This is a genomic window from Solimonas sp. SE-A11, assembly GCF_030345715.1.
In the GTDB taxonomy this organism is placed as follows: Bacteria; Pseudomonadota; Gammaproteobacteria; order Nevskiales; family Nevskiaceae; genus Solimonas_A.
The window spans coordinates 204,259-229,871 of record NZ_JAUASX010000004.1; the positions used below are offsets into that span (position 1 = coordinate 204,259).

The window sequence follows — 25,613 nt, forward strand, 5'->3', positions numbered from 1 at the left end:
GAATCTGTCAGGGGCCCGGGGGCGTCACGTCATCCAGACGCAAACGCAGCTCGTAGCGGGTATCGACCCCACTGGGACTAATCACCCTCAGTGTCAGCGCGCCCAACTGATCGCCCGGGACATATGCCTCGTCCACAATCGTCCAGGAGTAGGTGTTGCCCGCGACCGAATCGTCGTTGGTATCCGGCACGATGAAGTCGTCCGTGGGCGTGATCGTCACGTCGCCTCCGTCATTGACCAGAGAGATGATCGTCCCCGACGGCATCGGCTGATCGTTGCGGTCACGGATCACGACACGGAAGGTCACCGTGCCACCGGTTCCCGCCCGCGTCGGGATGGTTACGGTCGGGACATTGCCGTCTTCGAACACGAAGCTGCCACCGTTGACCGTAACATCACCCGTCGGAGGCGTGATGTCGATTTCCGGTCGCGAGGCCGACATGGTCAGCACCTGTGTGTCGAACACGTAGAGGCTCTTCTGCGTGTCGCAAAGGGCCGTCCCCGCATCGCAGAGCGTACCGGTGAACTTGCCGTTGGGACCGTCACGCACGCCGTTGCTGTTGAAGTCCTGGAATTCCTCGGACCCCGCGTTGTAGACGCCGTCCAGGTTGTTGTCCAGCCAGGGCTCCGGCAGATCCTGGAACGGCTCGCCGGCGTCATACCGGCCATTGCCGTTGAGATCGACGAAGCTCTCCTCGCCGATGCCGAAGGCGAGAATCTGCGTCCGCGGCCGGCGAGGGTTCTGGCTGCGCCATGTTGCCGAGCAGGTGCCGTTGGTCATGATGCAGCTACCCGCGATCGCGCCGCCATTGGTGCGGAAGGCGAAGGAGGTGCCATCCGGGGCCGGATTGTTGAATCGGTCTGCAGCACGAATCGTTGCCGTAACTTCAGTGCCATCCCGATCGAGGCCCTCGGCGTTGTGCGTCGACAGCGACAGCGACACGCTGTCCTGGTCGGGCAGGCCGGTGGTGATCGTCAGATTGCTGGAGACGGTCGAAACCTTGGTTTCCACGCCACTGTTGACCTGGGTGGCGGTCGCGGTGACACGCACCGAGGTCTGCACCGTACCGGCGCGCAGGCGGGTCACTACGCGACCATTGGCGTCGGTCACCGCACTGGTCGGCTCCAATTGGATGCCGCCGACAACCGTGTTCGGGCTGAAGGTGACCGTCTGACCCGGAAGCGGGCCGCCGTTGGTGGTTTGCACCTGGAACACCAGCTCGGAGACTTCATTCAGGCCCGTGCCCTTGATGCCGACGGTGGTCGGCGTGGCGGAAACGAAGCTGATCGCGTTCAGCGGGCCCGGCGGAGGCAGAGGCGGCGCAGGATCTGGCGTGAACGTCACCGTCACGGCACGCGTGGAGACGACACCCTTGGGCGTGGTCACCTTGATGGTAAAGACGCCCGAGCGGGGCTCATCCAAGCCTTCCGGCGGCTGGATCGCGAAGTTGTAGGGGTACGCCCCCGCTGTACTGGTGCAGGGCTGTACATACGTGCTGTCGCCCACGATGGAGCCCAGCGAGGTCGTCGCCGTCACCGTGGTCTCGCCCGGCATGGGCTGGCCGGCGCTGTCGGAGACCAGCACGTTCACGCCCACGGCGCCGTTAGAGAGATCGATGGGGCTGGGAGAAATCTGGATGGTGGCGGCGGAGCCCGACATGATGATGCGCTGCGAATCGCGCACATGCAGCGACGTCGCCGTGTCGCAGCCGGAATCACAGAGCACGCCGGTAAAGTTGCCGCTGCCGGCCGTGAAGCTGCCGTTGTTGTTGAAGTCCAGGAACGGCTCCACCGAATCGCGAACGCCGTCCTCGTCATTGTCGAGGAAAGCCTCCGCCAGGTCCGTGAAGGGCTCGCCGGCGTTGTAGCGGCCGTTGCCGTTTACGTCGGTGAAGCTTTCCTCGCCGATGGCCGTGGCCAGGATCGTAACGCGGTGATCCCCGGTGCGCGGGCTCTGGCTGCGGAAGGTCACGCTGCAGGCGCCACCGGAAGTGAGGCACTGCGGCTGGATGGAGCCGCCCTCGGCCCGGAAGGCAACGGCCGTGCCATCAGGTACCGGGTTGTTGAAGCGATCAGCGGCAAGAATATTGACACTGGTCGTGACGCCGTCGTAATCGCCGCCTTCGATGTTGAAGCAGCCCACGCTCAGCGAAAAGCTGTCCTGATCGGCCAGGCCGGTCGAGATGACCAGCGAGTCGGACTGTGCCGGCGGGATGTTGGGCAGGCTGGTCTGAGCCGTGACGCGCACGCTGGTCGCCACGGTACCGGACCGGACGGTGGTCTGGACGAAGCCGTTGCTGTCGGTGGTGCCGGTGGTGGGATTCAGCGTGATGCCACCCACCGTGGTGTCGAGGCTGAAGGTCACATTGACATTGGCTACCGGGCCGCCGGCGGAATTCAGCGCACGGAAGCGCACGGCCGAGGTTTCCGGCTGGCCGGCTCCGCGCAGGCGGATCGCCGCGGGAGCGGCGGAGGTGAACTGCAGGGAGCTGATCGGCGAAGGCTGCACCGTGACCGAACCCTGGGCTACGAGCGAGGCGCCTCCGACTGTCGCCGTGGCGCGGACCAGGTCGCTGCCGGAGCAACCCAGCGCACGGTAGTTGCTCGTGGCGCTGCCGCCGGTGGCAAGCACGGGAGAATCGATCGACGCACGGTCGTTGGACGCGCAGGGCGAGGAGAAGGTCACCTCGACCAGGTCGGTCAGCAGGGCATTATTGTTGGCCGTGTCAACGATGTTGACCCGCAGGGTGGTGCTACCACCGGCGGCTACCGATGCGCTGCCGATCTCGATCGTGCCCGGCGTGAATGTGCTGCCGTTGAGAACCCCCAGGCGATAGACAGGAGTATTGGGATTGCCACCGCCGTTGTTGCCGCCGTTATTTCCGCCGTTGTTGCCACCATCGCCGCCGACACTACCCCCGCCGCAGGCCGAAAGCGCAAGCGTGGAAACCACGGCAAACAGGAACCCACGAGTGTTCTTGAACATTTTGCTCCAGCCCGCCGCGTCCCCCGCGGCTCGAGGTAAAAGTCAGCCCGATGCTATCCCACAAAATCAATCAAAACAAGCAAATCAGGCGACAAGTGAAAGTAGAGTGCAAAGTGCGCGCTGGGGTGGTGCCCTTGGCAGGAATCGAACCTGCGACCTACCGCTTAGGAGGCGGTCGCTCTATCCACTGAGCTACAAAGGCATCTTGGCATGGCCAGGCGACGGTTTGAGGTCCGGCGCGCGACGTGTCGTGGCAACCGGCCCGGAATATTGTAGCGCCGACCGTGTCCAAGCGGCTGTAAGCCATCCGCTATACTCGAACCGGTCCAAGGACCGATCCTTCAAAGATCCCAAACCTGTGTATACCCAGTTCTTCCAACTCCGGGAGATGCCGTTTGCCATCACCCCGGACCCTGCCTACCTCTATATGTCCCCGCGCCACCAGGAGGCGCTGGGGCATCTGCTGTATGGCACCGGCCAGCACGGCGGCTTCGTCCAGCTGACCGGCGAGGTCGGCACCGGCAAGACCACGATCGTCCGTACCCTGCTGGAACAGCGCCTGGCCGATGTCGACGTGGCCATGGTGCACAATCCGAGGCAGTCGGAAATGGAGTTCGTGCAGTCGATCTGTGACGAACTGCACGTCGGCTACCAGGCGCCGGTCACACTCAAGACCCTGGTCGATGCACTGAACAGCCATTTGCTGAAGAGCCATGCCGAGGGGCGCCGCACGGTCCTGATCATCGACGAGGCGCAGAACCTGCGGCCCGAGGTGCTGGAGCAGGTGCGCCTGCTGACCAACCTCGAGACCACCAAGGACAAGCTGCTGCGGATCATGCTGATCGGCCAGCCGGAACTGTCCGAGCTGCTGGCCCGGCCGGACCTGCGCCAGCTGGCACAGCGCATCACCGCGCGCTTCCACCTGACCCCGCTGAGTGCCGCGGAGACCACCGAGTACATCCAGCACCGCCTGCGGGTCGCCGGGGCGGAGACCGAGATCTTCAGCCCGGCGGCCTGCCAGCAGGTCCACCGCTATGCCCGCGGCATCCCGCGCCTGATCAACATCGTCTGCGACCGTGCGCTGCTGGGAGCCTATTCCCAGGGCCAGCGCCGCATCAGCCCGGACATGATCAAGCACGCCGCCCGCGAGGCCATCGGCGAGCTGCCGACCACCTTCGACCCCGGCGCGCCGCGGCGCTGGGCCAGCATCGAGACGCTCAGTGCCCTGGCCCTGGCGGCCTGTACCCTGGCCTTCCTCTACACCTTCGTGATCGCTCCGCGCCTGCAGCCCGCCCCGGCCGCCGGTGAAGCCGACACCCCGGCGGTCGCCGCCTCGCCCGCCGCCCGCCCCGCCCCGGCGGCGACCGTGCCGCAACGGCCGGCAGTCGCCCCGACGTCCATGCCCGCCAGCCAGCTCGACCAGCTGCTGCGCATGCCGCAGCCGCTGCCGGACCTGATGGGGCAGCTGGTGCGCCTCTGGGGTGCGCAGCTGCGCCTGCCGCGCGGGGGCAACCCCTGCGAGGCGCTGAGCCGCGACCGGCTGGAGTGCTATCGCAGCAACGGCAGCTGGTCCGACCTGGGCCAGATCAACCGGGCGGCGATCCTGGTGCTGAAGACGCCGCAGGGCGAACAGCACGTGCTGCTGCGCGAGCTCACCACCACCCACGCCGGCTTCGACACCCCCTTCGGCACCGTGCGCATCACCCTCGGCGAGCTCGACAAGCTGTGGAGCGGTGACTTCCTGCTGCTGTGGCGCCGCGATACCGCCGACGGCCCCCTGCGCCCGGGCGACCGCAGCGCCGCCGTGCCCCTGGTCTGGGAGCGCCTGGCGGAGCTGGACGGCGTGGCGATCCCGCCGGAAGTGAATACCTATTACGGACGCAAGCTGGAGGACGCGCTGCGCCAGTTCCAGCAGCAGCGCGGCCTGCCGGTGGACGGCGTGCTGAACACCCGCACGCTGATCGCACTGGGCGATGGCCAGCCTTCGACGCCGACGCTGCTGGGGAACACCCGATGAGCTACATCCTCGACGCGCTGCGCAAGGCCGAGCGCGAACGCAACCTCGGCCAGCCGCCCTCGATGCAGGCGGTAACCCAGCCCTCGGCCCTACACCGGCCCCAGCGGCGCCCGCTATGGCCGCTGCTGTTGGGGCTGGCCGTGCTGATGCTCATTGCCACGGCCGCCACGCTGGCCTGGCAGCGGCATCGCGCGCCCGCAGCGGTGGCACCGGCCGAGGCAACGCCGGATCGGGCGCCCGCCGCAGCCCTGCCGGCGCCGGCACCCGGCGCGGTCAGCAGTTTCGACGACCTGGCTCCGCCGGAACCCGCGCTGCCGCCGGTCGAGGAAGAGGAAATGCCGGCTGAAGTGGCCGCGCCCCCGCCACCCGCCGCGCGGGCCGCCCCTGCGGAGGCGCCGCCGGTACAGGAAGAGGAGCTGGTGGAAGAACCGGCCACGATGGCGGAGCCGGTGCTGCCGCTGGTGCGCGACATGCCGCCGTCCTGGCGCGCCGCCTTCCCGCAGCTCACGGTGGAAGTCCATGTCTACAACCACAGTCGCGACAAGCGCTGGGTGATGATCGGCTCTCGCCGTTACCGGGAAGGAGAGGCCCTGGCGGAAGGTCCGCGCCTGATCGAGATCACGCCGGACGGCATCGTCTTCGAGCAGCAGGGACAGCGGGCGCTGTACCCGATCACCCGCTAGGGCGACCCGGGTGACCCGTCCTGAAGTAGGTTGACACCTATGCGGGATAAAGCTGGTTGCTAAAGTATGCTGGATACAGACGCCCGATGGACTTCATCGGGCGTTTTGTATTTGAGGGCCAAGTGTGGCCGTTCGTGGTTGTAGATGTGGATGGACTGGCGGACCATCTGTCGGGCCTGCGCCAGGTTGGCGGGTCGCTGGAGGAGGAATTCGTTCTTCAGGATGCCGTTGACGCGCTCCGCCAGGGCGTTCTGGTAGCAGTCGTAGCCGTCGGTCATCGAGCAAGTCAGCCCGTGTTGCTGGTGAATCTGCTGGTAGACGTTCGCGCAGTACTGGATGCCCCGGTCGGAGTGATGGATCAGCCGCTGAGCCGTCTGCCGGGTCTTGAGCGCCATTTTCAGAGCCTCACCGACCTGCTCGGTCTGCAGGCTGTCGTGGACGTGATAGCCGACGATCTTGCGGGAGTAGGCATCCGTGACCAGACTCAGGTAGACGCATTTCTCCCGCGTCGGCAGGTAGGTGATGTCGGCGACCCAGACCTGCTCGCCGGCTACGGGCTGGATGCCGCTGTCCGGCCTGAGCAGGTTCGGATGCTTGCGGAAGCGGTGATGGCTGTCGGTGGTCTTGTGGTACGCCCGGCGGCTGGGGACCAGCATCCGGGCGTTGCGCAGGATGCTGAACAGGCTGTCCCGTCCCACCTGGAGGTCACCCCGTAGCAGGTGCTGCAGCTTGCGAGTGCCCACGCGCGGCTGGCGCAGGCGAATCTGCTCCACGCGCTGGATCACCTCGGAACAGACCTGCGCGCGTTCACGCGCGCACGCCAGCCGCTGGTAGTACGCCTGCCGGCTGATGCCCATGTAGCGGCAAGCCCTGGTCACGCTCAAGCCCACTACGAGCTTTTGCGCCAGGACTTGCCCACAGGCTTTTTTACCACCACCCCGTAGTCCTTCTTCAGGACATCCACCACCGCCTCGAAAAACTGCGCCTTCTCCTTGGCTTCCCGCAGCTCGACCTCCAGCTGCTTGATCTGCTGCTCGGGGGTCAGTGACTTCTTTTCACTCATCATGGGCTTCCCTGAAGAAGCCCATGATGCCCGCACCGCCGCAGGCCGGCCATATCGCCGTACCCACTTCAGAACCGTCGAGGCACCCTGGATGCCGTACCGATCCTGGGCCTGACGACTACTCATCTCACCCCGCTCCACCTGATCCACAACCGCCAACTTAAAGGCCATCGTGTAATCGCGCTGCGTCCTCTTAACCCTTGATTCCATTTGACTCTCCTTCTCGACTTCGAAAAGGTGTCAACCCTGGGCAGGACGGGTCACAGATGTGAAAAAGGCCCGCATCAGCGGGCCCTTATTCTTTGCATCACCCCACTCAGCGCGTAACGGCCAGAATCCGGTTGAAGATGTCTTCCAGGCTGCCGATGCCTTCCACCGTCACGACCTTGCCCTGCTTGCTGTAGTAGTCCAGCAGCGGGCGCGTCTCGGCGTTGTAGACCTCGATCCGCTTGCGGATGACGTCTTCCTTGTCGTCCTCGCGGCCTTCCTTCTGCGCGCGGTCCAGCAGGCGCTTGACGATCTCCTCGTCGGTCACGTGCAGGTGCACGGCCTTATCGATGCCCGGCTGGCCCAGGCGCTTGAGCATGCCGTCCAGCACCTCGGCCTGCGCCGTGTTGCGCGGGAAGCCATCGAGGATGAAGCCCTTCTGTGCGTCCGCCTGGCCCAGGCGCTCTTCGACGATGCCGATCACGATCTCATTGGCCACCAGGCCGCCGGCGTCCATCGTCGCCTTGGCCTTCTTGCCCAGCTCCGTGCCGGCCTTGACGGCAGCGCGCAGGGCGTCACCGGTGGAAATCTTGGGAATACCGAAATGGGCGACCAACTTCTCACCCTGGGTGCCCTTGCCCGAGCCGGGCGCACCCAGCAGAACGAGTCTCATCTTGTTTTCAGCCTCTTTCTATGTAGAACCCGCGGCGCCTAAGGAAGTCCCCCGCCGGGGTTGAAACGGCCACCGGCGACATTTGCCCGGTGGAAATGCGTGGCTGCCGGCAGTTTATTAAACTATGGGGCTCTAGCCTAGGGGCCAGGGAACGCCGACGCATCGTCCGTGCTCCCTGGCCCCTGGCTTGTTCGCACCCCCGCCAGCCGGCAACTAATGAGGTTAATCAAGCACATGGGCATCGAAGCACTGGGTCCGGGCGACAAGGCCCCGAACGAGTTTTACGTCGTCATCGAAATCCCGGCCTACGGCCCGCCGGTGAAGTACGAAGTGGACAAGGACACCGGCCTGCTGATGGTCGATCGCTTCATGAACGTGGCCATGTCCTACCCGGCCAACTACGGCTACGTGCCCAAGACCCTGGCTGGCGACGGCGACCCGGTGGACGTGCTGGTGATCACCCCGCATCCGGTGGTGGCTGGCTCAATCATCAAGTGCCGCGCCCTCTGCGTGCTCGACACCGAGGACGAGAAGGGCACCGACGCCAAGCTGCTCGCCGTGCCGGTGGACAAGGTCAGCAACAACGCCTACGACCACCTCAAGGACCTGGCCGACGTGCCGGAGCGCGTGAAGAACGAGATCCACCACTTCTACAGCTCCTACAAGGCGCTGGAGAAGGGCAAGTGGGTGAAGATCGCCGGCTGGCGCGACGCCGCCGCCGCGCGTGAGGAAATCGCCAAGGGCATCCGCGACTACAAGGGCTGATACCCGGTCGGATTCCGACAAGGCTGTAGGAAAAGGCAGGCTTCGCGCCTGCCTTTTTCATTTTGCACGACCGCCTGCCTATACTCGTCCGCACCAGGGACGGGGAGATTTCGCATGCGGTTGCAGGGGGGATTGCAGGGGCTTGCCTGCGTGACGCTGCTGGCCAGCGGGGCCGCCACGGCCCAAGCACCGGAACTGGCGCGCGCCATGACCCTGCAGCCTCCGGTATGGGTGGAGCGCGGCGAGCAGCGGAAGCCCCTGCGCCCCGGCGCCACCGTCTTCCCCGGCGACCGCATCTCCACCGGTGCCGGCGGCCGCCTGCACCTGGAGCTGGAGGACAGCAGTACCATCAAGCTCGGCGAAGGCGCCGACTTCGCGATGCCGGCCCTGCAGGTGATTGACGACGGCAGCGATACCGGCCTGCTCAAGGGCGTGCTGAAGCTCGCCAAGGGCGCCTTCCGCTTCACCACCGGCGCGCTGGCGCAGTTCCGCAAGCGTGACCTGGACGTCCATATCGGCCCCACCGTCACCACCGGCATCCGCGGCACCGACGTGTTCGGCAAGAGCGACGACACCCAGGACCTGCTGTGCCTGCTGGAAGGCTCGGTGCAGGTCTGGAGCCCGGATACCCCGGCCCAGACCATGGACCAGCCCAGGACCTTCTACGTGGTCCCGCGCGGCCAGCCGCCGAAGCCGATCTCCCCCACCCCGCAGGACAAGCTCGACAGCTGGCTGCCCTCCACCGAGATGCGCCCGCAGGAGGCGGCGCTCAATGCCGGCGGCCGTTACCGCCTGGTGCTGCTGTCGGTGGGGACGGAAAAGCAGGCCGCCGGTGAGGCCGCGCGACTCGCCGCGCTGGGCTACCCGGTGGACGTGCTCGCCAGCGAAACTCCCACCGGGCCGCGCCACCGCGTGGTGCTCGGCGGCTTCGCCCGCTACGAGGACGCACAGCAGTACCGCGGCATCGTCAGCGAGCGGCTCCGGATCAGCGGCAGCTGGGTCATGCGCCCCTGATCCCGGCGATTCAGCCGCGATGCAGTCAGCACCGTCTACCCTTCCCGCCCTCAATGCGAGAACCCAGCGATGAACCAACCGCTTCCCGTCGACAACGCCATCCCCGAGCAGGAGCGCAGCACCCTGCTGGTCGCCTACATCCTGCACATCGTCGCGCCCTTCACGTTCTGGACCGCCGCGATCGTCGGCGTGATCATCGATCACATCAAGATCAACGAAACGAGCAACGAATTCATCCGCAGCCACCACCGCTGGCTGATCCACCCCTTCTGGTGGGGCCTGCTGTGGCTGGTGGTCGCCACCATCCTGATGTGGGTGCTGGTGGGCTTCGTGGTCTACCTGGTGGTAGCCATCTGGTGGCTGTACCGCGTGGTGCGCGGCGTGCTCAGCTTCATGGAGAAGCGGCCGATGCCGGTGGGGTGAGGGACACGCACTCGTAGGAGCGGCTGACAGCCGCGATCGGACTCATCGCGGCTGTCAGCCGCTCCTGCGAAGCACCGAGGGCTATTCGGGGAACAGCCAGGCAGCACCGCGAACGCCGCTGGAATCCCCATGCATCGCCGGCACCAGCCGCGTCTCGACGCTATCCGAAAACACCCACTGCCCCCATAGTGCCGGCACGTTGCGGTAGAGCCGCTGCAGGCGCGACAGGCCGCCACCCAGCACGATCACATCCGGATCGATCAGGTTGATGACATGGGCCAGCGCCCGCGCCAGACGGTCCTCGTAGCGCGCCAGCGTCGCCTCGCCATGTGCGTCACCCGCCTCGGCCCGCGACACGATCTCTTCGCCACGTAACCGCTCACCCGTCACGCGCCAATGATCCGCCGCCAGGCTCTCGCCCGACAGCCAGCTCTCAATGGCGCCATGGCGCCCGTCATAGTTCAGCGGCCCGGGAATCTCATCCCACTCCGGTCGCGGCCAGGGCAAGGGGTTGTGTCCCCACTCGCCGGCGATGGCGTTGGGGCCGTTCAGCAATCGCCCGTTCACCACGATGCCGCCGCCCACGCCGGTGCCCAGGATCACGCCGAACACCACCGCCACGCCCGCCGCCGCACCATCGCTGGCCTCGGACAAGGCCATGCAGTCGGCGTCGTTGGCGATGCGGACCTCGCGACCCAGCGCGCGTTCCAGGTCCTGCTGCAGCCGTTCTCCATTGAGGCAGGTGGAGCTGCAGTTCTTCATGCGCCCGGTGAGGCGCGAGATCGCGCCCGGGGTGCCGAAGCCGACCTTCAGGCTACCCTGGCCGGCCTCCCGCTCCAGGCTCGCGACCAGATCGGCGCAGGCCTGCACCGTGGCCGCGTAATCCCCACCCGGGGTCGCGATGCGCTGGCGGGCGAGGATGGACGAGTCTTCACCCATGATCACGCCCTCGATCTTGGTGCCGCCGAGGTCGATGCCGATCCTGTACATCCGATGCGCTCCCTTTTCAGAAGCACCATCTTAGCTTTCAGCAGCTGGCCCCTGTCGCCCGGCAGGCATCGCTGCCCGGCAACACCGGCACCTGCAGGCGCGAGGGCGTGTCTCCGCCAATGGAGACGAAGTTCAGGCTCGGCGTGGGCACGGTGTAGGTGGCGGCGCCGACCAGGTAGAGGCGCAGCCGGTGGCCGGCGGCGAAGCGGTTGCCGATCGGCCAGAACTCCACGTGGTACTCCCGGGTCTGCCCCGGCAGCGCCCGGTCCTTGGCGCTGAAGTCGTTGTAGGGCTGCACGATCTCGCCGCGGCTGTCGCGCACGGTGCGCGCCTCGACGATGTGCGGGTAGCCGGTGCGCAGGCGGCCCAGGCCCACGGCGTGGGCACTGCCGTCGGGCCAGACGTCGGCGACCACCGCGTGCAGATCGGCCTCCAGCAAGGCGGACGAGGCGAACACCGTCAGTGCCGCAGGGCCGACCACGTCCACGTCCTGGGTGAACTCCGCCGTGGTCCAGGCCAGCGACAGCGGCTCCATCAGCCGCAGCTCCGTCAGGATCGGGAAGACCTTGAACAACGTCAGGGCGCCAGCCGAGGCGACGGTGCCCGTGGTATTGGGGTCCGTGGCGGTGGGCAGCGAGGTGACGGCCAGGTATGGCAGCAGGGCCTTGCGCTCGGGCGCTGCAGGCGACAGGCCGCCGTCATTGAGCGACAGCGTGCCATGGCCCCCCTGGGAATCCAGGAAGAAGGTCTGCCAGCGCGTACCGGGCACGGGCCAGTCACCGGCGTCGATCTTGGTGACGGCGCCTTCGATCTGCGCCTCGTAGCTGCCGTGGCCAATCAGCATCTGCACGCGCGGCTCGCGGTCGATGCCGTTGTCGATGCCGAGCAGGTGATGGTCGAACCAGCGCTGGTATTCCGGCATCGGCCCCGGCGTGCCCTTGGGGTAGCCGTCATGCGCGCCGAAGACGCGCAGGTGCACCGGCACACCCTGGTCGCGCAGCAGCTTGTAGCTCTCGAAGGGACCGCGCGACTCCACATCGTAGAAGCCGGTGTCGGCCAGCACGGGGAAGCGGTTGGGGTTGGTCTCGAAGCGCTGCGTGCGGTCGATCCAGAACGGGTTCTCGTCCACGTTCAGGATCACCTGCAGGATCGTGCCCAGGAAACCCACGCCGGAGAAGATCGCGTCCAGCGGCAACTGGCCGCTCTGGAAGAAGTCGATGAAGCCACCGGCGATCAGCGGCAGGCCTACGCCGAAACTCACAGCGGCACCGGGCACCAGGTTGAACATGCCGCCGGGATACAGCAGGTCACGGTAGAGATCGGCCGTGCCCGCCATCAGCGCCGCGGCCTGCACGCATTCCAGCTTCTGGTGCATCGAGTTGTAGACCGCGATGGCGCTGGCGGAGAAGCCGTAGAGCCCCAGGCGGCCGCTGCTCCAGGGCTGGCCGCAGGCCCAGCTGAGGAATTCCGCGATGTCCTGCTGGTCGCGCACGCCGATGGCGGACCACACGCCGCTGCTCTGGCCGGTGCCGCGCACGTTGACGTAGGCGTAGTTGTAGGCCGGGCCGAAGTCCGGCAGGTCACGGCCGAGATCGCCGTAGGGGCTGAACTGGACGATCACCGGCCGCGCGCGCAGGTCGCCGTAGCCGGTGAGCATCACGTGCAACTCTGCACCGTCGCTGGTCTCGAAGCTGACGATCTCGGTGACCTTGGGCGCGTCCTCGCCCGCCTCCGGGGCTTGCCCCCCCGGGGACATCGGGTCCGAGCTGGCACCGCAAGCCGACAGCAGCAGCGCGGCCAGCAGCAGTGCCGCGCGCTTCACTGCAGGCCCTCGCGCGTGGCGGCGTCGGCGCGGACGCGCTCCTGGCGCAGCATCACCTTGTGCATTACGTGGTTCATGATGCGCATCACCATGTCGTAGGTGATGGGAAACTTGCCCTGGAAGAAATAGCCCAGGCGGATGTCCATGGACGTGAACACCATGTAGCGGCGTGCCCGGATGCCGGACAGGATCGCCTTGGCCGCCTTCTCGGGCGAGATGGCATGGGCCTGGAACATGGCGCGCAGCTTGGTCATGAAGGGCGCACTGGTGTCGATGCCGGCGATCTGCACCGTCTGCACCAGGCCGGTGTCGACGCCGCCCGGGCAGACCAGGCTGACGTCGATATTGTGGCGGCGCAGGTCGAAGCGCAGCACCTCGGATACACCGCGCAGGCCGAACTTGCTGCCGCTGTAGGCCGCATGCCAGGGCAGGCCGAACAGGCCGGCGGCGGAGGAAACATTGACCAGGTGCCCGCCGCGCCCGGCGCGCACCATCTCGGGCAGGAAGCTCTCGATGACGTGGATCGGCCCCATCAGGTTGACGTCGATCACCTGGCGCCACTGGCGGTGCTCCATGTTCTCCACCGCGCCCCAGATGGCAATGCCGGCGACGTTCAGCACCAGGTCCATGCTGCCGTGGGCGGCGTGGATGTCGCGGGCATAGGCCTGTACGGCGTCATGGTCCGACACGTCCAGCGCGCGGCTCATGGACACCTGGCCGCCCGCGCCGCGGATCTCGGCCACCACCGACTCCAAGGCGGCTGCGTTGATGTCGGTGAGGAACAACTCTGCACCCTCCCGGCCCAGGGCCACGGCGATGGCGCGGCCGATGCCGCTGGCGGCCCCGGTGACAAAGGCCTTCTTCTGCTTGAAATTCTTCATGGGGTCATCCCGCCGGGATTGCGTCGTATGAGGGGCATGGTAGGCAGCCCCCTCACCGCCGGACAGGCTCGAAAGCGGCCATGACATGGACCAAAATCGGCCATGAGCCCTGCCCTCCAGGGGGCATGGCAGGATTTGCTACAGGACCCCAGAACCGGAATCCCTCGCTGCACCCATGTCGACGACCGCCGCCAAACCCCTGTCGGGCTGGATCTCCGCACGCCATCTGCAGCACATGATCGGCCGCGGTGAAGCCATCGGCATGCGTTTCGACGACCTGCTCGGCGAAGCTGGCCTGTCGCGTGAGAAGCTGGTGGACGGCGAAGGGCGTGTACCTTTGTCGGTCATCGAGTCCGTGCTCTCGGCCATCTCCGAACGCTACCCCGATCCCCTGATAGGCCTGCACGCCGCCCAGGACATCAAGCCGGCCTCCTTCGGCCCGCTGGGCCTGGTGCTGGAGGCCTGCACCACCTTTTCCGATGCGCTGGACATGGTGGTCCGCTACCGCGGCCTGCTCAGCAACATCGGCCGCTCCTCGATACGCCGTCTGCCGGGCGAGTTGCAGGTCTGCTGGGAATGCCTGGTGGGCGGATCGGCGCTGCAGCGTCAGGCCACCGAGTACGTGCTGGGCACCTTCGCCGTCATCACCCGCGTGCTGCTCGGCCGGCAGATGCTGCAGTCGGTGTACTTCAGCCATTCCCGTGCCGAGGCGCCTGAAGCAGCGCGCGAGTACTTCCAGCACTTCGGCTGCCCGGTCTACTTCGATCGCCCCGAATCGAGCCTGAACTTTCCCGATCACGTGCTGCAGATGCGCCTGCCGCATGGCGACGCGATGCTCAAGGACCTGCTGGAGCGCCACGCCCAGGCGCTGCTGGCCGAGCGCGAGCAGCCGCGCGCGCTGACCGACGAGGTGCGCCACCTGATCCAGTCGATGATCATCGAGGGCGTGCCGATGCGCGACCGCGTGGCCGAGCAGCTCGGCATGAGCGGCCGCAGCCTGCACCGCAAGCTGATCGACGCCGGCAGCGGTTACCGTGAGCTGCTCGACGAGGTACGCCTGGAGCTGGCGCAGGGCCGCCTGCGCGGCAGCAGCGACTCCGTCACCGTGATCGCGGACTTCCTCGGCTTCAACTCGCACCAGGCCTTTCTGCGCTGGTTCAAGCAGGCCAGCGGCGGACAGACGCCCGGCCAGTACCGCAAGGAACAGCAAGGAGGTTCCGCCGCGTGAGCATCACCGAACTCCAACCCGAAGGTGGCTGGGTCCGCTACGCCGAGCCGCGGCTGGTGCCGCCGCCGCCCTCGCAGCGCGGCCTGCTGTTCCGCGCCGTCTCGGGCGGCGCCCGCATGTTCGGCCGCAAGCAGCTGCCGGACCTGTTCCCGGTGTTCCACATCAACCGCCGCCTGTTCTGGCCCTGGCTGTTCTTTGCCTCGCGCCTCATGCCGGGCGGCCGTCTCAAGGCGCAGGAGCGCGAGAAGATCATCCTGCGCACCGGCTGGAACTGCCGCTGCCGCTATGAGTGGGGCCAGCACCTGGAGATCGGCCTCGGCGTGGGCCTGTCCGACGCGGACGTGCTGCGTGTCTCGCAGGGCCCGTCACAGGCGCAGGGCGAGCGCGAGCGCGCCCTGCTGCAGGCCTGCGACGACATGGCCCGCGAGCAGGCGATCTCCACCGCGACCTGGGCGGCGCTGGCAGCGCACTACCGTGAGCCGCTGCTGATCGAAATCACGATCCTGATCGGGCACTACCAGATGGTGGCCGGCTTCCTCAACAGCAGCGGCATCGCCCTGGAGCCGGCCATCGAGCAGGTCCTGCAGGACTTTCACCGGCGCGTCGGAATGAGTTAGCCGCGCCACGAACAAGCCGCCCTCCAGAGGCGGCCAACAACCAGGCATAGGAGAGAGACGGCAATGAACCACTTTGCTGTGACGGGCGGTCGCGCCCGCCGGGCAGGTCTGCTGGCGGGGCTGATGAGCTGCGGCCAGGCGGCGGCGATGGATCACCAATGGGGAGACGTCAACGTCTCGCTGACGGGCCGCGCCAGCATCGGTGCGATGTGGCGCATGGAGGAGCGCGACGAGCGCCTGATCGGCAAGCTCAATGTGCCGGGCCAGCAGGGCCTCTGCGCACGCGACGACTGCATCGACCTGGGCGGCGATTCCGAACCCAACCAACGGCTGGTGGACGCCAAGGGCGCCTTCATCGGCCACGCCTTCGATGACGGCAACCTCAACTACGACCAGTACGACCTGACCTCCGCCGTCGCCCGCCTCAAGGCCGACATGGCCCTGACCTGGGGCGAGACCCTGGTGAAGCTGTCGGGCGTGGGCTTCTTCGACGCCGTGAACGTCGACGCCAAGGACTACCACCCGGACACCACGCACCAGCCGCGCCACACCCGGCGCTCGCAGGCCGTGGAGCGCGACCTGGGCACCGACATCGACCTGCTGCAGGCCTACATCTCGCACAGCTTCGAGTTGAGCGATCACACGGTCAACGTGGCCGTCGGCCAGCAGGTGCTGCGCTGGGGCGAGAGCAACCTGGTGGCCCTCAACAGCTTGGCGGAGATCAACCCGCCGGACGAAAACGTCTTCTGGATGCCGGGCGCGCAGATTCCCGACGCCTTCCAGCCCGTGCCGCTGGCGGTGATATCCGCCGACATCACCGACACCCTCGACGCCGAAGTGTTCTACCAGTTCGGCTGGCGCCCGGCCCGCGCCGCGGCGGCTGGCGGCTTCATGTCGCTGTTCGAGGCCGCCAACGGCCGCGACTACTTCATCCTGACCCAAGGGCAGACGCCCGAAGACCCCACCGGGGAGCATCACATCTCGGGCCTGGCCACGCTGCTCACCGACAGCTCCGCCACGGCGCGGATGATCGGCAGCAACGATCCCCAGGACGGCAGCCAGTACGGCCTGCGCCTGAACTGGCGCGTGGACGACTTCCTCGGCGGCACCCAGTTCAGCCTCTACGCGGCGAACTACCACAGCCGCGTGCCCTACCTCAGCATGGTCGCCGGCGACGAATCCTGCATCCGCGATTCCACCAACATCGTCGGTGCCGTGCTCGACTGCCCGCTGCTGGTCAGCGGCTCGCTGGACCTGGCCGACCTGCTCTACCACTACACCGGCATCAATCTCAGCGGCATCCCGCCGGTCGACATCGACCTGAGCAACGGCAACGATGCCCTGCCCTTCGACACGCCCAAGGGCTTCCTGGACTACCCCGAGAACATCCAGATGTACGGCATCAGCTTCAACACCACGGTGGGAAGCTGGTCACTCTCCGGCGAATACGCCTACCGCCCCAACATGCCGCTGCAGGTGGCACTGACCGACGTGATCATGACGGCCGCCCAGCCGCTGTTCCCGCGGCAGGACATCGTCGTCGGCATTCCGCAGCTCGCCACCATTCCCAGCGCGCGCACCTTCATTCCGGATTTCCTTAGCGTGTACCGCGGTTACGACAACAGCGTGCCGGAGCGCTCGATCCAGCAGGGACAGATCATCCGCGGCTACGAGCGCCTGAAGGTCGGCCAGTTCAACCTGTCCGCGATCAAGGCCCTGTCCCCCTCGGACCTGCCCTTCGACATCGGCACCGACCAGATCCTGCTGCTGCTCGAGGGCGGCGTGACCCACGTCATCGACATGCCGGACCGCGACCGGCTGCAGTTCGAAGGCTTCATCCTGCACAAGAACACGCATGCCAGCCCAGGCGCCGACGGCACCGGCTCCGGCGGCGTGCCGGGCCTGCGCCTGACGCCCACGCAGCAGACCGAGGGCTTCGCCGACGACTTCGCCTGGGGCTACCGCATCAGCGTCATGATGGAATACAACGATGTCTTTCTCGGCGTGAACATGAAGCCCTGGCTGATCTGGGGTCACGACGTGCAGGGCATCTCGCCGCTGCCGAAGTCCGGCTACCAGGGTTTCGCGGAAGGCCGCACATTCTTCCAGATCGGCTCCGAGTTCTACTTCTTCAAGGACTGGTCCGGCGGCCTGTTCTACCGCGGCTCCAGCGGCTCCAACGACACCATGCGTGACCGCGACAGCCTCACCGCCTTCCTGGCATACACTTTCTAGGAGCGCCGTACGCCGCTGCAATCGACCGCGAGCGATCGACCGAGTAGATCATCGACGCAGCGGTTGGCTGAGCCAACCCGCCTCGGGGTCAGGCGGCGGCTTGAAGTCCCAACGCCGCCGCGCCCAGCAAGCCCGCCTGCGGATGCATGATCAGTTGCGTCGGCACCGCTCGCATCAGCGGTGCATGGCGCCCCTTGGTTTCGAAACGCTGACGGAAAGCGCCGCGCTGCAGGCGCGGCAGCAGCTTCTGCGCTACGCCGCCGTGCAGGAAGACTCCTTGCCAGGCACCGAAGGCTAGCGCGATATCGCCGGCGAAGCTGCCCAGCATCGCGCAGACGCGATCCAGCGCCTGGGCCGCCAGGCCCTCCGGTTCGCGCTCGGCCAGGGCCGCGATCTGCTCGGCAGTATCCGCCTGTGGCGCACGCCCGGCGATTTCGCAGAGCGCGGCATATACGCTGGCAATCCCCATGCCGGAGACCAGGCGCTCCGTGGACACCCGTCCGTGGCGTTCCGCCAGCAGGCGCAGGATTTCGGCTTCCGTGGCATCGATGGGAGCGAAATCGACATGACCGCCTTCGGATTCGATCACCGTGGCATGTATGCCCTCGACGATCAGCCCGCTGACCCCCAAGCCGGTACCGGGTCCCAGCACCGCGTAGGTCTGTCGCGGTCCAGGGACAGCCAGCGGCACCGTGCCGATGGAGACCAGGTCCTCGCCATGCAGCAGCGGCAGCGCACGGCTCACCGCCGCAAAGTCGTTGATCACACGCAGCGACAGGCCCAGCGATGCCGCGGTGGCGCCCACCGAGAACACCCAGGGATTGTTGGTAATGCAGACGCGGTCCGCCGTCACCGGAGCGGCCACTGCCAGCAAGGCCCTTTCGGGCCGCGCAGCACCGGTCTGCTCGAAGTAATGCGCCACGGCCTCCGCCAACCCGGTGAAGTCGGCGCAGCGTAGTGGCATCACCGCTTCCAGACGTGGCCGGCCCTCGCCGGGGGAGGCCAGGGCGAAGCGGGCATTGGTCCCTCCGATGTCACCGACCAGCAGGCTTGCAGCTTCCATGTCCGCTCCCTTCTCTTTGCTTGCATTTCGCCCTGATCCCTCGCGCTTTCGAACTCCCGACGCGGCGAGGGTTCCAAATCACAGCATGGACGCTGTCACGGCGCCAGCATTTCCCCTCCACGGACGGAGATTCCCGATGCCAAACGAGAGATTCGAAGCGTGTATCGCCGCCTGCGATGCCTGTGCCACGGCCTGCGACCTGTGTGCCGCCAGTTGTCTGCGCGAAGCAGACGTCACTCCCATCGCCCGCTGCATCCGCCTCGATATGGACTGCGCTGCGCTGTGCCGGTTGGCAAGTGCGATGATGACGCGGGGCAGCGAACTGGCCGCCGACATCTGCGCCAGCTGCGCCGCAGCCTGCGAGGCCTGCGCGGACGAGTGCGAGCAGCATGCTCACGAGCACTGCCAGGCCTGCGCGGCCGCCTGTCGGGCCTGCGCCGAGGCCTGCGAGCTGATGGCGGTACCCGTACTGCAGTCGCCGACCGCCAGCCTGCGACCCGGCACGCTCTAGCAACCGGCGCCTGCGCCGGACCACCGGGCGGCCGGCATCGTAAAATGCGCCATGGACCCGGAAGTGATGCGGACAGGCGAACTGGCGGCAGGCGTGCTCGACACCCTGCTGACACGCTATGGCTTGCAACTGCATTGGCTGCCACTGGGTACCACCATCCCCGGCAGCTACTGGGGCGAAACCGAGGCCGGACTGGTGGGCGACACGCTCTACCTGCGCGCCGATACCCCGGTGCATTCCGCCCTGCACGAGGCCTGCCACTGGATCTGCATGGACTCCGCGCGGCGCGCCACGCTGCATACCGACGCCAACGGTTGCGACGCCGAGGAGATGGGGGTCTGCTACCTGCAGGCCCTGCTGGCGGACGAGCTCCCCGGCTACTCGCGGGCCCGCCTGTTCGCCGACATGGATGCCTGGGGCTACAACTTCGTGCTCGGCAGCGCCGCCTCGTGGTTCGCTGGCGACAGTACCGACGCACTCGCCTTCCTGCAGCGCCATGGGCTGGTAAATGAAGCCCTGCGCCCCAACGGACGCTCCCGCCGCTGAATCGCGGCACTGGACTTCGCCCCTCGGCATTGCGTAACGTGCCACCCGTGAGAATCCGGACCCGCCAGTCCCTGCTGCTTGTCCTGGCCCTGCTGATGGGCCAGTGGCTGGCGTTCGCCCATGACAGCCTGCATCCGGCCATCAGTGCCGACGTGCACTGCCAGCTCTGCGCCCATGTGCAAAGCCTGGCCTCCGGCCTGCCGGCTGCCAGCGCGCCGGTCAGCTTCGCGGGCTTCGCGCACGAAGCCCCCCCGGCGGCCGTCACCCTCGTCACCTACGCCTCACCCCGCCGCGCCTGCCCCATCCGCGGCCCTCCCGAAACCCAGGCCTGAAGCTGCTGCACCGCTTTGCGCAGGCCGCCGGCCTGCGCTGCCTGATCCATTCCTCTCGGGATTCACCATGAACGCTTCCGCTTTCCGCGGCGCGCAGGCCCTGCCTGCCGCGCGCCGTTTTCCTTCGCTGTTCCCGCTGCTCGCCCTGCCCGCTGCGGCCATGAGCTTTCCCTTCGCCGCGTCCGCCGACGACGCAGCGCCCGCGGTCGAGCTGGCCCCTGTCGTCGTACAGGCCAGCGCCCTGGGCCGCACTGCCGACGAGCTGGTGCAGCCGGTCGCCGTGCTCGCCGACGAAGAGCTGCAGCGCAAGCGCCGCGGTACCCTCGGTGAAACGCTGGAGAACGAGCCGGGCATCGCCACCACCGACTTCGGCCGCGGTGCCGGCCGCCCGGTGATCCGCGGCCAGGCCGGCCCGCGCATCGAGGTGCTGCAGAACGGCCTGTCGACCATGGACGTCTCCGAGCTGAGCCCGGACCACGCCGTGACCATCGATCCGGCGCATGCCGAGCAGGTGGAGATCCTCAAGGGGCCCGCCACCCTGCTCTATGGCAACGGCGCCTCCGGCGGCGTGGTCAACGTACGCGACGCGCGCCTGCCGGAAGAGGTGCGCGAGGGCCTGCATGGCGGCTTCGACACCTCCTGGGGCAACAACGGCGATGCCGGCGCCTTCAGCGGCGAGGCCGGCTACGGCAGCGGCCCGCACCAGCTGCGCGCCGACTTCGGCTGGCGCAAGGCCGGCGACTACGACCTCGCGGGGCCTGCCAACGTCGACGGCAGCGGCCCGCGCAGGCGCCTGCCGAACAGCGACGTCGAGGCGCGCTCCGGCGGCGCCTCCTACTCCTGGATCGAGGACAGCCGCACGCTGGGCTTGGCGGTCAGCCGCTTCGAGTCGCAGTACGGCCTGCCGGTGGAGGAAGCCGCCTACATCGACATGCACCAGACCCGCGTCGATGCCCAGGGCATCTTCCGCAACCCGATGGCGGGCCTGGAATCGGTGAAGCTGCGCCTCGGCAGCTCCGAGTACGAACACACCGAATTCGAGGAGCCAGGCGTGCCCGGCACGCGCTTCGACAACCGCCAATACCAGGGTCGCGTGGAAGCGGTACACGCGCCGCTGGCTGGCTTCCGCGGCGTGGTCGGCCTGCAGCTCAACTGGCGCGATTTCCAGGCCATCGGCGACGAGGCCTACGTGCCGCCGGTGCTGAGCCGCCAAGCCGGCCTGTTCGTCGTGGAAGAGCGCCCGTGGAGTCTCGGCAAGATCGAGATCGGCGCCCGGGTGGACCGTAACACCAACGATCCCGAGAACCTGCCGGCGCGCGACTTCACGCCGATGAGCTTCTCGCTGGGCTCGGTGTTCAACCTCGGCGCGTATTCGCACCTGAAGCTCTACGCCACCAGTTCAGAGCGCTCGCCGGCACCCGAGGAACTCTACGCCGAAGGCCCGCATGCCGCCACCGCCACCTACGAGCGCGGCGACAACGGCATCGGCAAGGAGCGCGCGCAGAACCTGGAACTGGGCTACGACTATCACCGCGAGCGTTGGAGCCTGCAGGCCAGCGTCTACTACAACCGTGTCGCCAACTACATCTATCTCGCCGAGAGCGACCAGGATGCCGATGGGGTGGCCGATCGCGTGGATGAGGACGGCGTGCTCGATCCGGCGGGTGACTTCCTGCTGGTGGACTACCGCCAGGCCGACGCGAAGTTCTGGGGCTACGAAGCCTCCGCCGGCTATGCCCTGCTGAACCAGGGGCCGCTGCACCTGGACTTGCGCCTGTTCACCGATCAGGTGCGCGGCGAGCTCGAAGACGGCGGCAACCTGCCGCGCATCACGCCGCAGCGCTGGGGCCTGGGCCTGGACGGCCGCTGGCAGCAGTTCGCCGGCAGCCTCGACTACATCCGCGTCCAGAGCCAGGACCGCATCGCATCGCTGGAGACACGGACGTCGGGCTACGACCTGCTGAATGCCAGCCTGTCCTGGCGCGTGCAGGGCGACGAGCGGCAGGGCACCTCCATCTACCTGCGCGGCACCAACCTGCTCGACGAGGAGATCCGCCGCGCCACCTCTTTCATCAAGGACGCGGTGCCGGCACCGGGGCGCGGGGTGTATGTCGGCTTGAGGATGTCGATGTAAGGCCGGAGCGGCCCATTCTCCGGATGGCGGTCGCCGGCAAGCTGGCTCCTGCAGGAACAGGCTAGTACTGTAGGAGCCGGCTTGCCGGCGACACCGCACTGGGACGAGAACATGCTCGCGAACTCTGGACATGTCGCATTGCGCAGGGGACGCGTCTCGACTCCGGGGCAGATCTATCACGTCACCACAGTGACGTCAGGCCGCGAACCCTTCTTTGCCGACTGGCAAGTCGGGCGCATGCTCCCGCCGCTACTCAACGACGAGAATTTGCTCGGAGGAGCCCGGACGCTGGCCTGGGTCCTGATGCCGGATCATCTTCATTGGCTGTTGGAACTCGGCGAAAAGCGCAGCCTCTCCGAGATCGTCCGCCGCCTGAAGTCGTCGAGTGCCGTACGCGTGAACAAGGCCATGGGCAAAACGGGCCCTCTATGGGAGTCCGCCTTCCATGACCATGCGCTCCGACATCACGAAGATGTGCGTAGCGTGGCGCGCTACATCATCGCGAATCCGCTGAGGTCAGGCCTGGTGAAGTCGATCGGCGACTATCCGCTGTGGGATGCCATATGGTTGAGGGAACAGGTCGCCACAAGCTGGCTCCTACAGAAGCAGATCTGTTTTTGTAGGAGTCAGCTTGCTGGCGACATCCATGCCTACAAAAAGGAAAAGGCCCCTTTTCGGAGCCTTCCCTTGAGAATCCACCAAAGGCTTATTTCGCCTTCGCCTGGTTCGCCACCGCCTCGGCAGCCTTCTTCGCCGCCTCGGGATCGCCGAGGTAGCGGAACGACTTCACTGTGAGGTCATCGTTCAGCTCGAACAGCAGCGGGATGCCGGTAGGGATGTTCAGCTCCAGGATTTCCTTGGGCGACACGTTGTTAAGGTACTTGTACAGCGCACGCAGCGAGTTGCCGTGAGCCGTGACCAGCACGGTCTGGCCGGCCTTGAGCTGCGGCGCGATGGCGTCGTGCCAGTAGGGCAGCACGCGGTCCAGCGTGGTGGCCAGCGACTCGGTGCCGGGCAGTGCCTGGGCGTCGAGCTTGGTGTAGCGCGGATCGTTGGCCGGGTGGCCGGGGTCCTTGATGTCCATCGCCGGAGGCGGGATGTCGTAGGAACGGCGCCAGACCTTCACCTGCTCCTCACCGTGCTTGGCGGTGGTCTCGGCCTTATCCAGCCCCTGCAGGGCGCCGTAGTGGCGCTCGTTGAGGCGCCAGGTCTTGTTCACCGGGATCCACATCTGGTCCATCACGTCCAGCGCGGTGTACATGGTGCGGATGGCGCGCTTGAGCACCGAGGTGTGGGCGCAGTCGAAGCGCAGGCCCTCGGCCTTCATCAGCTCGCCGGCGGCCTTGGCCTCGCGCGCGCCCTGCTCGGTGATGTCCACGTCGACCCAGCCGGTGAAGCGGTTGTCGAGGTTCCACTGGCTCTGGCCGTGGCGGAGAAGGACGAGTTTCTTGGTCATCTAAGTGCCTCAGGTGAAAGATTCTTGAAGTAGTCCAGCGACTGCGGGTTGGCCAGGGTGTCGGCGTTCCTGACCGGCCGGCCGTGGATCAGCTCGCGGACGGCGATTTCGGTGATTTTACCGCTGATCGTGCGCGGAACCTCGGGGCAGGCCAGGATCCGGGCCGGGACGTGCCGGGGGGTCAGGCCCGCGCGGATGGCCCTGGCGATGCGGGCGCCCAGGTCCTCGCTCCACTCCACTCCCTCGCGCAGGCGCACGAACAGGATCACGCGGTCGTCGTTGTCCACCCGCTGGCCCACCACCACCGACTCCAGCACTTCCGGCTGGGTGTCCACCACGCGGTAGATCTCGGCGGTGCCGATACGCACGCCCCCGGGGTTCAGTGTGGCATCCGAGCGGCTCGAGATGACCAGGCCGCCATGCACGGTGAACTCGGCGCAATCGCCCTGGCACCAGACATCGGGAAAGCGCTCGAAGTACGCCGCCCGGTAGCGGCTGCCGTCCGGGTCGCCCCGGAAGGCCACCGGCATCGATGGAAAGGGCTTGGTACAGACCAGTTCGCCGGACTGGCCGCGCACCGGCTTGCCCAGCTCGTCGTAGACCTCCAGCGCCATGCCCAGGCCGGGGCCCTGGATCTCACCACGGAAGACCGGGCTCCAGGGGTTGCCTAGGGCGAAACAGGAGGCGATATCGGTGCCACCCGAGATCGACGCCAGTTGCAGGTCGCGCTTGATCGAGCCGTAGACGTAGTCGAACTGCTCTGCTCCCAGCGGCGAGCCGGTGGAGAGCAGCACGCGCAGGGCATCCAGCTTCACATGGTCCCTGGGCACCCAGCCGCTCTGTTCCAGCGCAGCGAGATACCTCGGGCTGGTGCCGAAATGCGTCAGCTGCTCGCGCTCGGCCATCTCCATCAGCACCTCGGGACCAGGGTGGAAGGGCGAGCCGTCGTAGAGCACCAGCGTGGCACCCACGGCCAGGCCCGACACCAGCCAGTTCCACATCATCCAGCCGCAAGAGGTGAAGAAGAACAGCCGGTCGCCGGTCTGCAGGTCGCCATGGAGCATGTGCTCCTTGAGGTGCTGCAGCAGCGTGCCGCCGGCACCGTGGACGATACACTTGGGCATGCCCGTGGTGCCGGAGGAGTACAGGATGTAAAGCGGGTGGTCGAAGGGCAGCTGGGCAAACTCCAGCTTGCCGTCGCCGCGGTAGGCGTCGAACAACACGCCTTGCTTCAATCCCGACAGCGTCGGCACCTCGTCCAGGTACGGAACCACCACCACGCGGCGCAGGCTTGGCAGCGCCGCCTCGATCCGCGCGACGCGCTCCATCGTGTCCATGGCCTTGCCGCCGTAGCGGTAGCCGTCGCAGACGATCAGCACCTTGGGGGCGATCTGGCCGAAGCGGTCGAGCACGCCGCTGAGCCCGAAATCCGGCGAGCAGGAGGTCCAGGTGGCGCCGAGACTGGTGGCGGCCAGCATGCCGGTCACCGCCTCGGCGCAGTTCGGCAGGAAGGCGGCAACGCGGTCGCCCGGCTCCACCCCGTCCTGCCTCAGGGCGGCCGCCAGGGCGCGCACGCGCTCCTGCAGTTCGGCATACGAGATTTCACGGCGACGGCCACTTTCGTCGAGCGCGACCAGGGCCGCGGTGCTGTCATGGAAGCGCAGCAGGTTCTCGGCGAAATTCAGCCGCGCTCCCTCGAACCAGCGGGCGCCCGGCAGGCGGGAGGGGTCATCCAGCACCTGCATGTGCGGCTGACTGTAGCGCACGTCGCAGAATTTCCAGACCGTCTCCCAGAACCGGGCGGGATCGGCCACCGACCATTGCCACAGGGCCTGGTAGTTCTCGCCGTCGCTGTCGAACAGGCCGGCATCGCGCAGGTAGTGGGCGTAAGCCCCCAGCGTGGTCGCCCCGCGCTGCAGGCGGCGCGGACTCCAGAGTGGTTCGGACATTGTTCCCTCCCCTGCTGC

The 25,613-nt window shown here is 67.1% G+C and carries 21 protein-coding genes, 1 tRNA gene and 1 pseudogene; 13 read left to right on the forward strand and 10 right to left on the reverse strand.

Going from position 1 to position 25,613, the window contains the following annotated elements; genetic code table 11:
• Positions 1 to 7: 7 nt before the first annotated feature.
• Together QT386_RS07305 and QT386_RS07310 are read right to left on the reverse strand one after the other, a co-directional pair.
• Complete coding sequence (locus QT386_RS07305) at positions 8 to 2,986, reverse strand: hypothetical protein (protein WP_289273093.1); 2,979 nt, start codon at positions 2,984 to 2,986, stop codon at positions 8 to 10.
• A gap of 126 nt (positions 2,987 to 3,112) precedes the next feature.
• A tRNA-Arg gene (locus QT386_RS07310) sits at positions 3,113 to 3,188 on the reverse strand.
• 186 nt (positions 3,189 to 3,374) lie between these two features.
• Here QT386_RS07310 and QT386_RS07315 point away from each other — a divergent pair.
• On the forward strand, positions 3,375 to 5,003 hold the full coding sequence (locus QT386_RS07315) for an ExeA family protein (protein WP_289273094.1): 1,629 nt from the start codon (positions 3,375 to 3,377) through the stop codon (positions 5,001 to 5,003).
• A complete protein-coding gene (locus tag QT386_RS07320; protein ID WP_289273095.1) occupies positions 5,000 to 5,686 on the forward strand; it encodes a general secretion pathway protein GspB in 687 nt (228 codons plus the stop codon). The genes QT386_RS07315 and QT386_RS07320 overlap by 4 nt, the downstream gene beginning before the upstream one ends.
• Before the next feature lie 59 nt (positions 5,687 to 5,745).
• On the opposite strand, the gene QT386_RS07325 is transcribed toward QT386_RS07320, so the two are convergent.
• Positions 5,746 to 6,959, reverse strand: a protein-coding gene (locus QT386_RS07325; protein WP_289273096.1) for an IS3 family transposase whose coding sequence is annotated in 2 segments (ribosomal slippage) — positions 5,746 to 6,602 and positions 6,602 to 6,959 — 1,215 coding nt in all. Because the reading frame shifts where the segments join, the coding sequence is not laid out codon by codon here.
• 106 nt (positions 6,960 to 7,065) lie between these two features.
• Positions 7,066 to 7,629, reverse strand: a complete 564-nt coding sequence (locus QT386_RS07330; RefSeq protein ID WP_289273097.1) for an adenylate kinase — start codon at positions 7,627 to 7,629, stop codon at positions 7,066 to 7,068.
• Positions 7,630 to 7,863: 234 nt separating this feature from the next.
• Here QT386_RS07330 and ppa point away from each other — a divergent pair, with 234 nt between their 5' ends.
• The 3 genes from ppa (at position 7,864) to QT386_RS07345 (ending at position 9,831) form a co-directional block, all read left to right on the forward strand.
• The gene (ppa, locus tag QT386_RS07335; protein ID WP_289273098.1) at positions 7,864 to 8,394 is read left to right on the forward strand and encodes an inorganic diphosphatase; all 531 of its coding nucleotides are present in this window, start codon (positions 7,864 to 7,866) and stop codon (positions 8,392 to 8,394) included.
• Positions 8,395 to 8,508: 114 nt separating this feature from the next.
• Positions 8,509 to 9,408: a FecR family protein gene (locus QT386_RS07340; protein WP_289273099.1), complete on the forward strand. Its 900-nt coding sequence runs from the start codon at positions 8,509 to 8,511 to the stop codon at positions 9,406 to 9,408.
• Between the two features lie 69 nt (positions 9,409 to 9,477).
• Entirely contained in the window at positions 9,478 to 9,831 is a 354-nt protein-coding gene (locus QT386_RS07345) for a hypothetical protein (RefSeq protein WP_289273100.1), read from the forward strand.
• An 81-nt stretch (positions 9,832 to 9,912) separates the two neighbouring features.
• On the opposite strand, the gene QT386_RS07350 is transcribed toward QT386_RS07345, so the two are convergent.
• From QT386_RS07350 to QT386_RS07360, 3 genes are read right to left on the reverse strand one after another with little or no spacing between them, the layout of a single operon-like run.
• Positions 9,913 to 10,821 carry an ROK family protein gene (locus QT386_RS07350; RefSeq protein WP_289273101.1) on the reverse strand — a complete coding sequence of 303 codons (909 nt, stop codon included), beginning with the start codon at positions 10,819 to 10,821 and terminating at the stop codon, positions 9,913 to 9,915.
• 37 nt (positions 10,822 to 10,858) lie between these two features.
• Positions 10,859 to 12,643, reverse strand: a complete 1,785-nt coding sequence (locus tag QT386_RS07355) for a CocE/NonD family hydrolase (protein WP_289273102.1) — start codon at positions 12,641 to 12,643, stop codon at positions 10,859 to 10,861.
• Positions 12,640 to 13,524: an SDR family oxidoreductase gene (locus QT386_RS07360; RefSeq protein ID WP_289273103.1), complete on the reverse strand. Its 885-nt coding sequence runs from the start codon at positions 13,522 to 13,524 to the stop codon at positions 12,640 to 12,642. Before QT386_RS07360 ends, QT386_RS07355 begins: the two co-directional genes overlap by 4 nt.
• A gap of 175 nt (positions 13,525 to 13,699) precedes the next feature.
• On the opposite strand from QT386_RS07360, the gene QT386_RS07365 reads away from it, so the two are divergent.
• The 3 genes from QT386_RS07365 to QT386_RS07375 all read left to right on the forward strand — a co-directional run bounded on the left by QT386_RS07365 (position 13,700) and on the right by QT386_RS07375 (position 17,604).
• The gene (locus tag QT386_RS07365) at positions 13,700 to 14,752 is read left to right on the forward strand and encodes an AraC family transcriptional regulator (protein ID WP_289273104.1); all 1,053 of its coding nucleotides are present in this window, start codon (positions 13,700 to 13,702) and stop codon (positions 14,750 to 14,752) included.
• Positions 14,749 to 15,369 carry a carboxymuconolactone decarboxylase family protein gene (locus QT386_RS07370; protein ID WP_289273105.1) on the forward strand — a complete coding sequence of 207 codons (621 nt, stop codon included), beginning with the start codon at positions 14,749 to 14,751 and terminating at the stop codon, positions 15,367 to 15,369. Before QT386_RS07365 ends, QT386_RS07370 begins: the two co-directional genes overlap by 4 nt.
• Before the next feature lie 63 nt (positions 15,370 to 15,432).
• Positions 15,433 to 17,604 (forward strand): DUF1302 domain-containing protein, encoded by a 2,172-nt coding sequence (locus QT386_RS07375; protein WP_289273106.1) that lies wholly within the window; start codon positions 15,433 to 15,435, stop codon positions 17,602 to 17,604.
• Between the two features lie 88 nt (positions 17,605 to 17,692).
• Here the strand turns inward: QT386_RS07375 and glk are convergent, their stop codons facing one another.
• Entirely contained in the window at positions 17,693 to 18,667 is a 975-nt protein-coding gene (gene glk, locus QT386_RS07380; protein ID WP_289273107.1) for a glucokinase, read from the reverse strand.
• Between the two features lie 136 nt (positions 18,668 to 18,803).
• Here glk and QT386_RS07385 point away from each other — a divergent pair, with 136 nt between their 5' ends.
• From QT386_RS07385 to QT386_RS23385, 5 genes and pseudogenes are all read left to right on the forward strand, one after another.
• Entirely contained in the window at positions 18,804 to 19,178 is a 375-nt protein-coding gene (locus tag QT386_RS07385; protein WP_289273108.1) for a four-helix bundle copper-binding protein, read from the forward strand.
• A 66-nt stretch (positions 19,179 to 19,244) separates the two neighbouring features.
• Positions 19,245 to 19,724: a hypothetical protein gene (locus QT386_RS07390; RefSeq protein WP_289273109.1), complete on the forward strand. Its 480-nt coding sequence runs from the start codon at positions 19,245 to 19,247 to the stop codon at positions 19,722 to 19,724.
• A gap of 47 nt (positions 19,725 to 19,771) precedes the next feature.
• Positions 19,772 to 20,056, forward strand: coding sequence for a hypothetical protein (locus tag QT386_RS07395; RefSeq protein ID WP_289273110.1), 285 nt, complete (start codon positions 19,772 to 19,774; stop codon positions 20,054 to 20,056).
• A 67-nt stretch (positions 20,057 to 20,123) separates the two neighbouring features.
• Positions 20,124 to 22,190 (forward strand): TonB-dependent receptor, encoded by a 2,067-nt coding sequence (locus QT386_RS07400; protein ID WP_289273111.1) that lies wholly within the window; start codon positions 20,124 to 20,126, stop codon positions 22,188 to 22,190.
• A 111-nt stretch (positions 22,191 to 22,301) separates the two neighbouring features.
• Positions 22,302 to 22,760 (forward strand): annotated as a pseudogene (locus QT386_RS23385) (transposase); the annotation flags it as partial.
• Between the two features lie 136 nt (positions 22,761 to 22,896).
• Here the strand turns inward: QT386_RS23385 and gpmA are convergent.
• Positions 22,897 to 23,646, reverse strand: a complete 750-nt coding sequence (gene gpmA, locus QT386_RS07405) for a 2,3-diphosphoglycerate-dependent phosphoglycerate mutase (RefSeq protein ID WP_289273112.1) — start codon at positions 23,644 to 23,646, stop codon at positions 22,897 to 22,899.
• Entirely contained in the window at positions 23,643 to 25,595 is a 1,953-nt protein-coding gene (locus QT386_RS07410) for an acetoacetate--CoA ligase (RefSeq protein ID WP_289273113.1), read from the reverse strand. The genes gpmA and QT386_RS07410 overlap by 4 nt, the downstream gene beginning before the upstream one ends.
• Positions 25,596 to 25,613: the final 18 nt, after the last annotated feature.

What these genes read in the sequence shown, in the direction of transcription:
- QT386_RS07315 (WP_289273094.1), top strand. Translation starts at nt 3,375, where the DNA reads ATGCCGTTTGCCATCACCCCGGACCCTGCCTACCTCTATATGTCCCCG.
- QT386_RS07340 (WP_289273099.1), top strand. Translation starts at nt 8,509, where the DNA reads ATGCGGTTGCAGGGGGGATTGCAGGGGCTTGCCTGCGTGACGCTGCTG.
- QT386_RS07365 (WP_289273104.1), top strand. Translation starts at nt 13,700, where the DNA reads ATGTCGACGACCGCCGCCAAACCCCTGTCGGGCTGGATCTCCGCACGC.
- QT386_RS07400 (WP_289273111.1), top strand. Translation starts at nt 20,124, where the DNA reads ATGAACGCTTCCGCTTTCCGCGGCGCGCAGGCCCTGCCTGCCGCGCGC.
- QT386_RS07385 (WP_289273108.1), top strand. Translation starts at nt 18,804, where the DNA reads ATGCCAAACGAGAGATTCGAAGCGTGTATCGCCGCCTGCGATGCCTGT.
- QT386_RS07375 (WP_289273106.1), top strand. Translation starts at nt 15,433, where the DNA reads ATGAACCACTTTGCTGTGACGGGCGGTCGCGCCCGCCGGGCAGGTCTG.
- QT386_RS07390 (WP_289273109.1), top strand. Translation starts at nt 19,245, where the DNA reads ATGCGGACAGGCGAACTGGCGGCAGGCGTGCTCGACACCCTGCTGACA.
- ppa (WP_289273098.1), top strand. Translation starts at nt 7,864, where the DNA reads ATGGGCATCGAAGCACTGGGTCCGGGCGACAAGGCCCCGAACGAGTTT.
- gpmA (WP_289273112.1), bottom strand. Translation starts at nt 23,646, where the DNA reads ATGACCAAGAAACTCGTCCTTCTCCGCCACGGCCAGAGCCAGTGGAAC.
- QT386_RS07360 (WP_289273103.1), bottom strand. Translation starts at nt 13,524, where the DNA reads ATGAAGAATTTCAAGCAGAAGAAGGCCTTTGTCACCGGGGCCGCCAGC.
- QT386_RS07410 (WP_289273113.1), bottom strand. Translation starts at nt 25,595, where the DNA reads ATGTCCGAACCACTCTGGAGTCCGCGCCGCCTGCAGCGCGGGGCGACC.
- QT386_RS07330 (WP_289273097.1), bottom strand. Translation starts at nt 7,629, where the DNA reads ATGAGACTCGTTCTGCTGGGTGCGCCCGGCTCGGGCAAGGGCACCCAG.
- QT386_RS07345 (WP_289273100.1), top strand. Translation starts at nt 9,478, where the DNA reads ATGAACCAACCGCTTCCCGTCGACAACGCCATCCCCGAGCAGGAGCGC.
- QT386_RS07350 (WP_289273101.1), bottom strand. Translation starts at nt 10,821, where the DNA reads ATGTACAGGATCGGCATCGACCTCGGCGGCACCAAGATCGAGGGCGTG.
- glk (WP_289273107.1), bottom strand. Translation starts at nt 18,667, where the DNA reads ATGGAAGCTGCAAGCCTGCTGGTCGGTGACATCGGAGGGACCAATGCC.
- QT386_RS07305 (WP_289273093.1), bottom strand. Translation starts at nt 2,986, where the DNA reads ATGTTCAAGAACACTCGTGGGTTCCTGTTTGCCGTGGTTTCCACGCTT.
- QT386_RS07320 (WP_289273095.1), top strand. Translation starts at nt 5,000, where the DNA reads ATGAGCTACATCCTCGACGCGCTGCGCAAGGCCGAGCGCGAACGCAAC.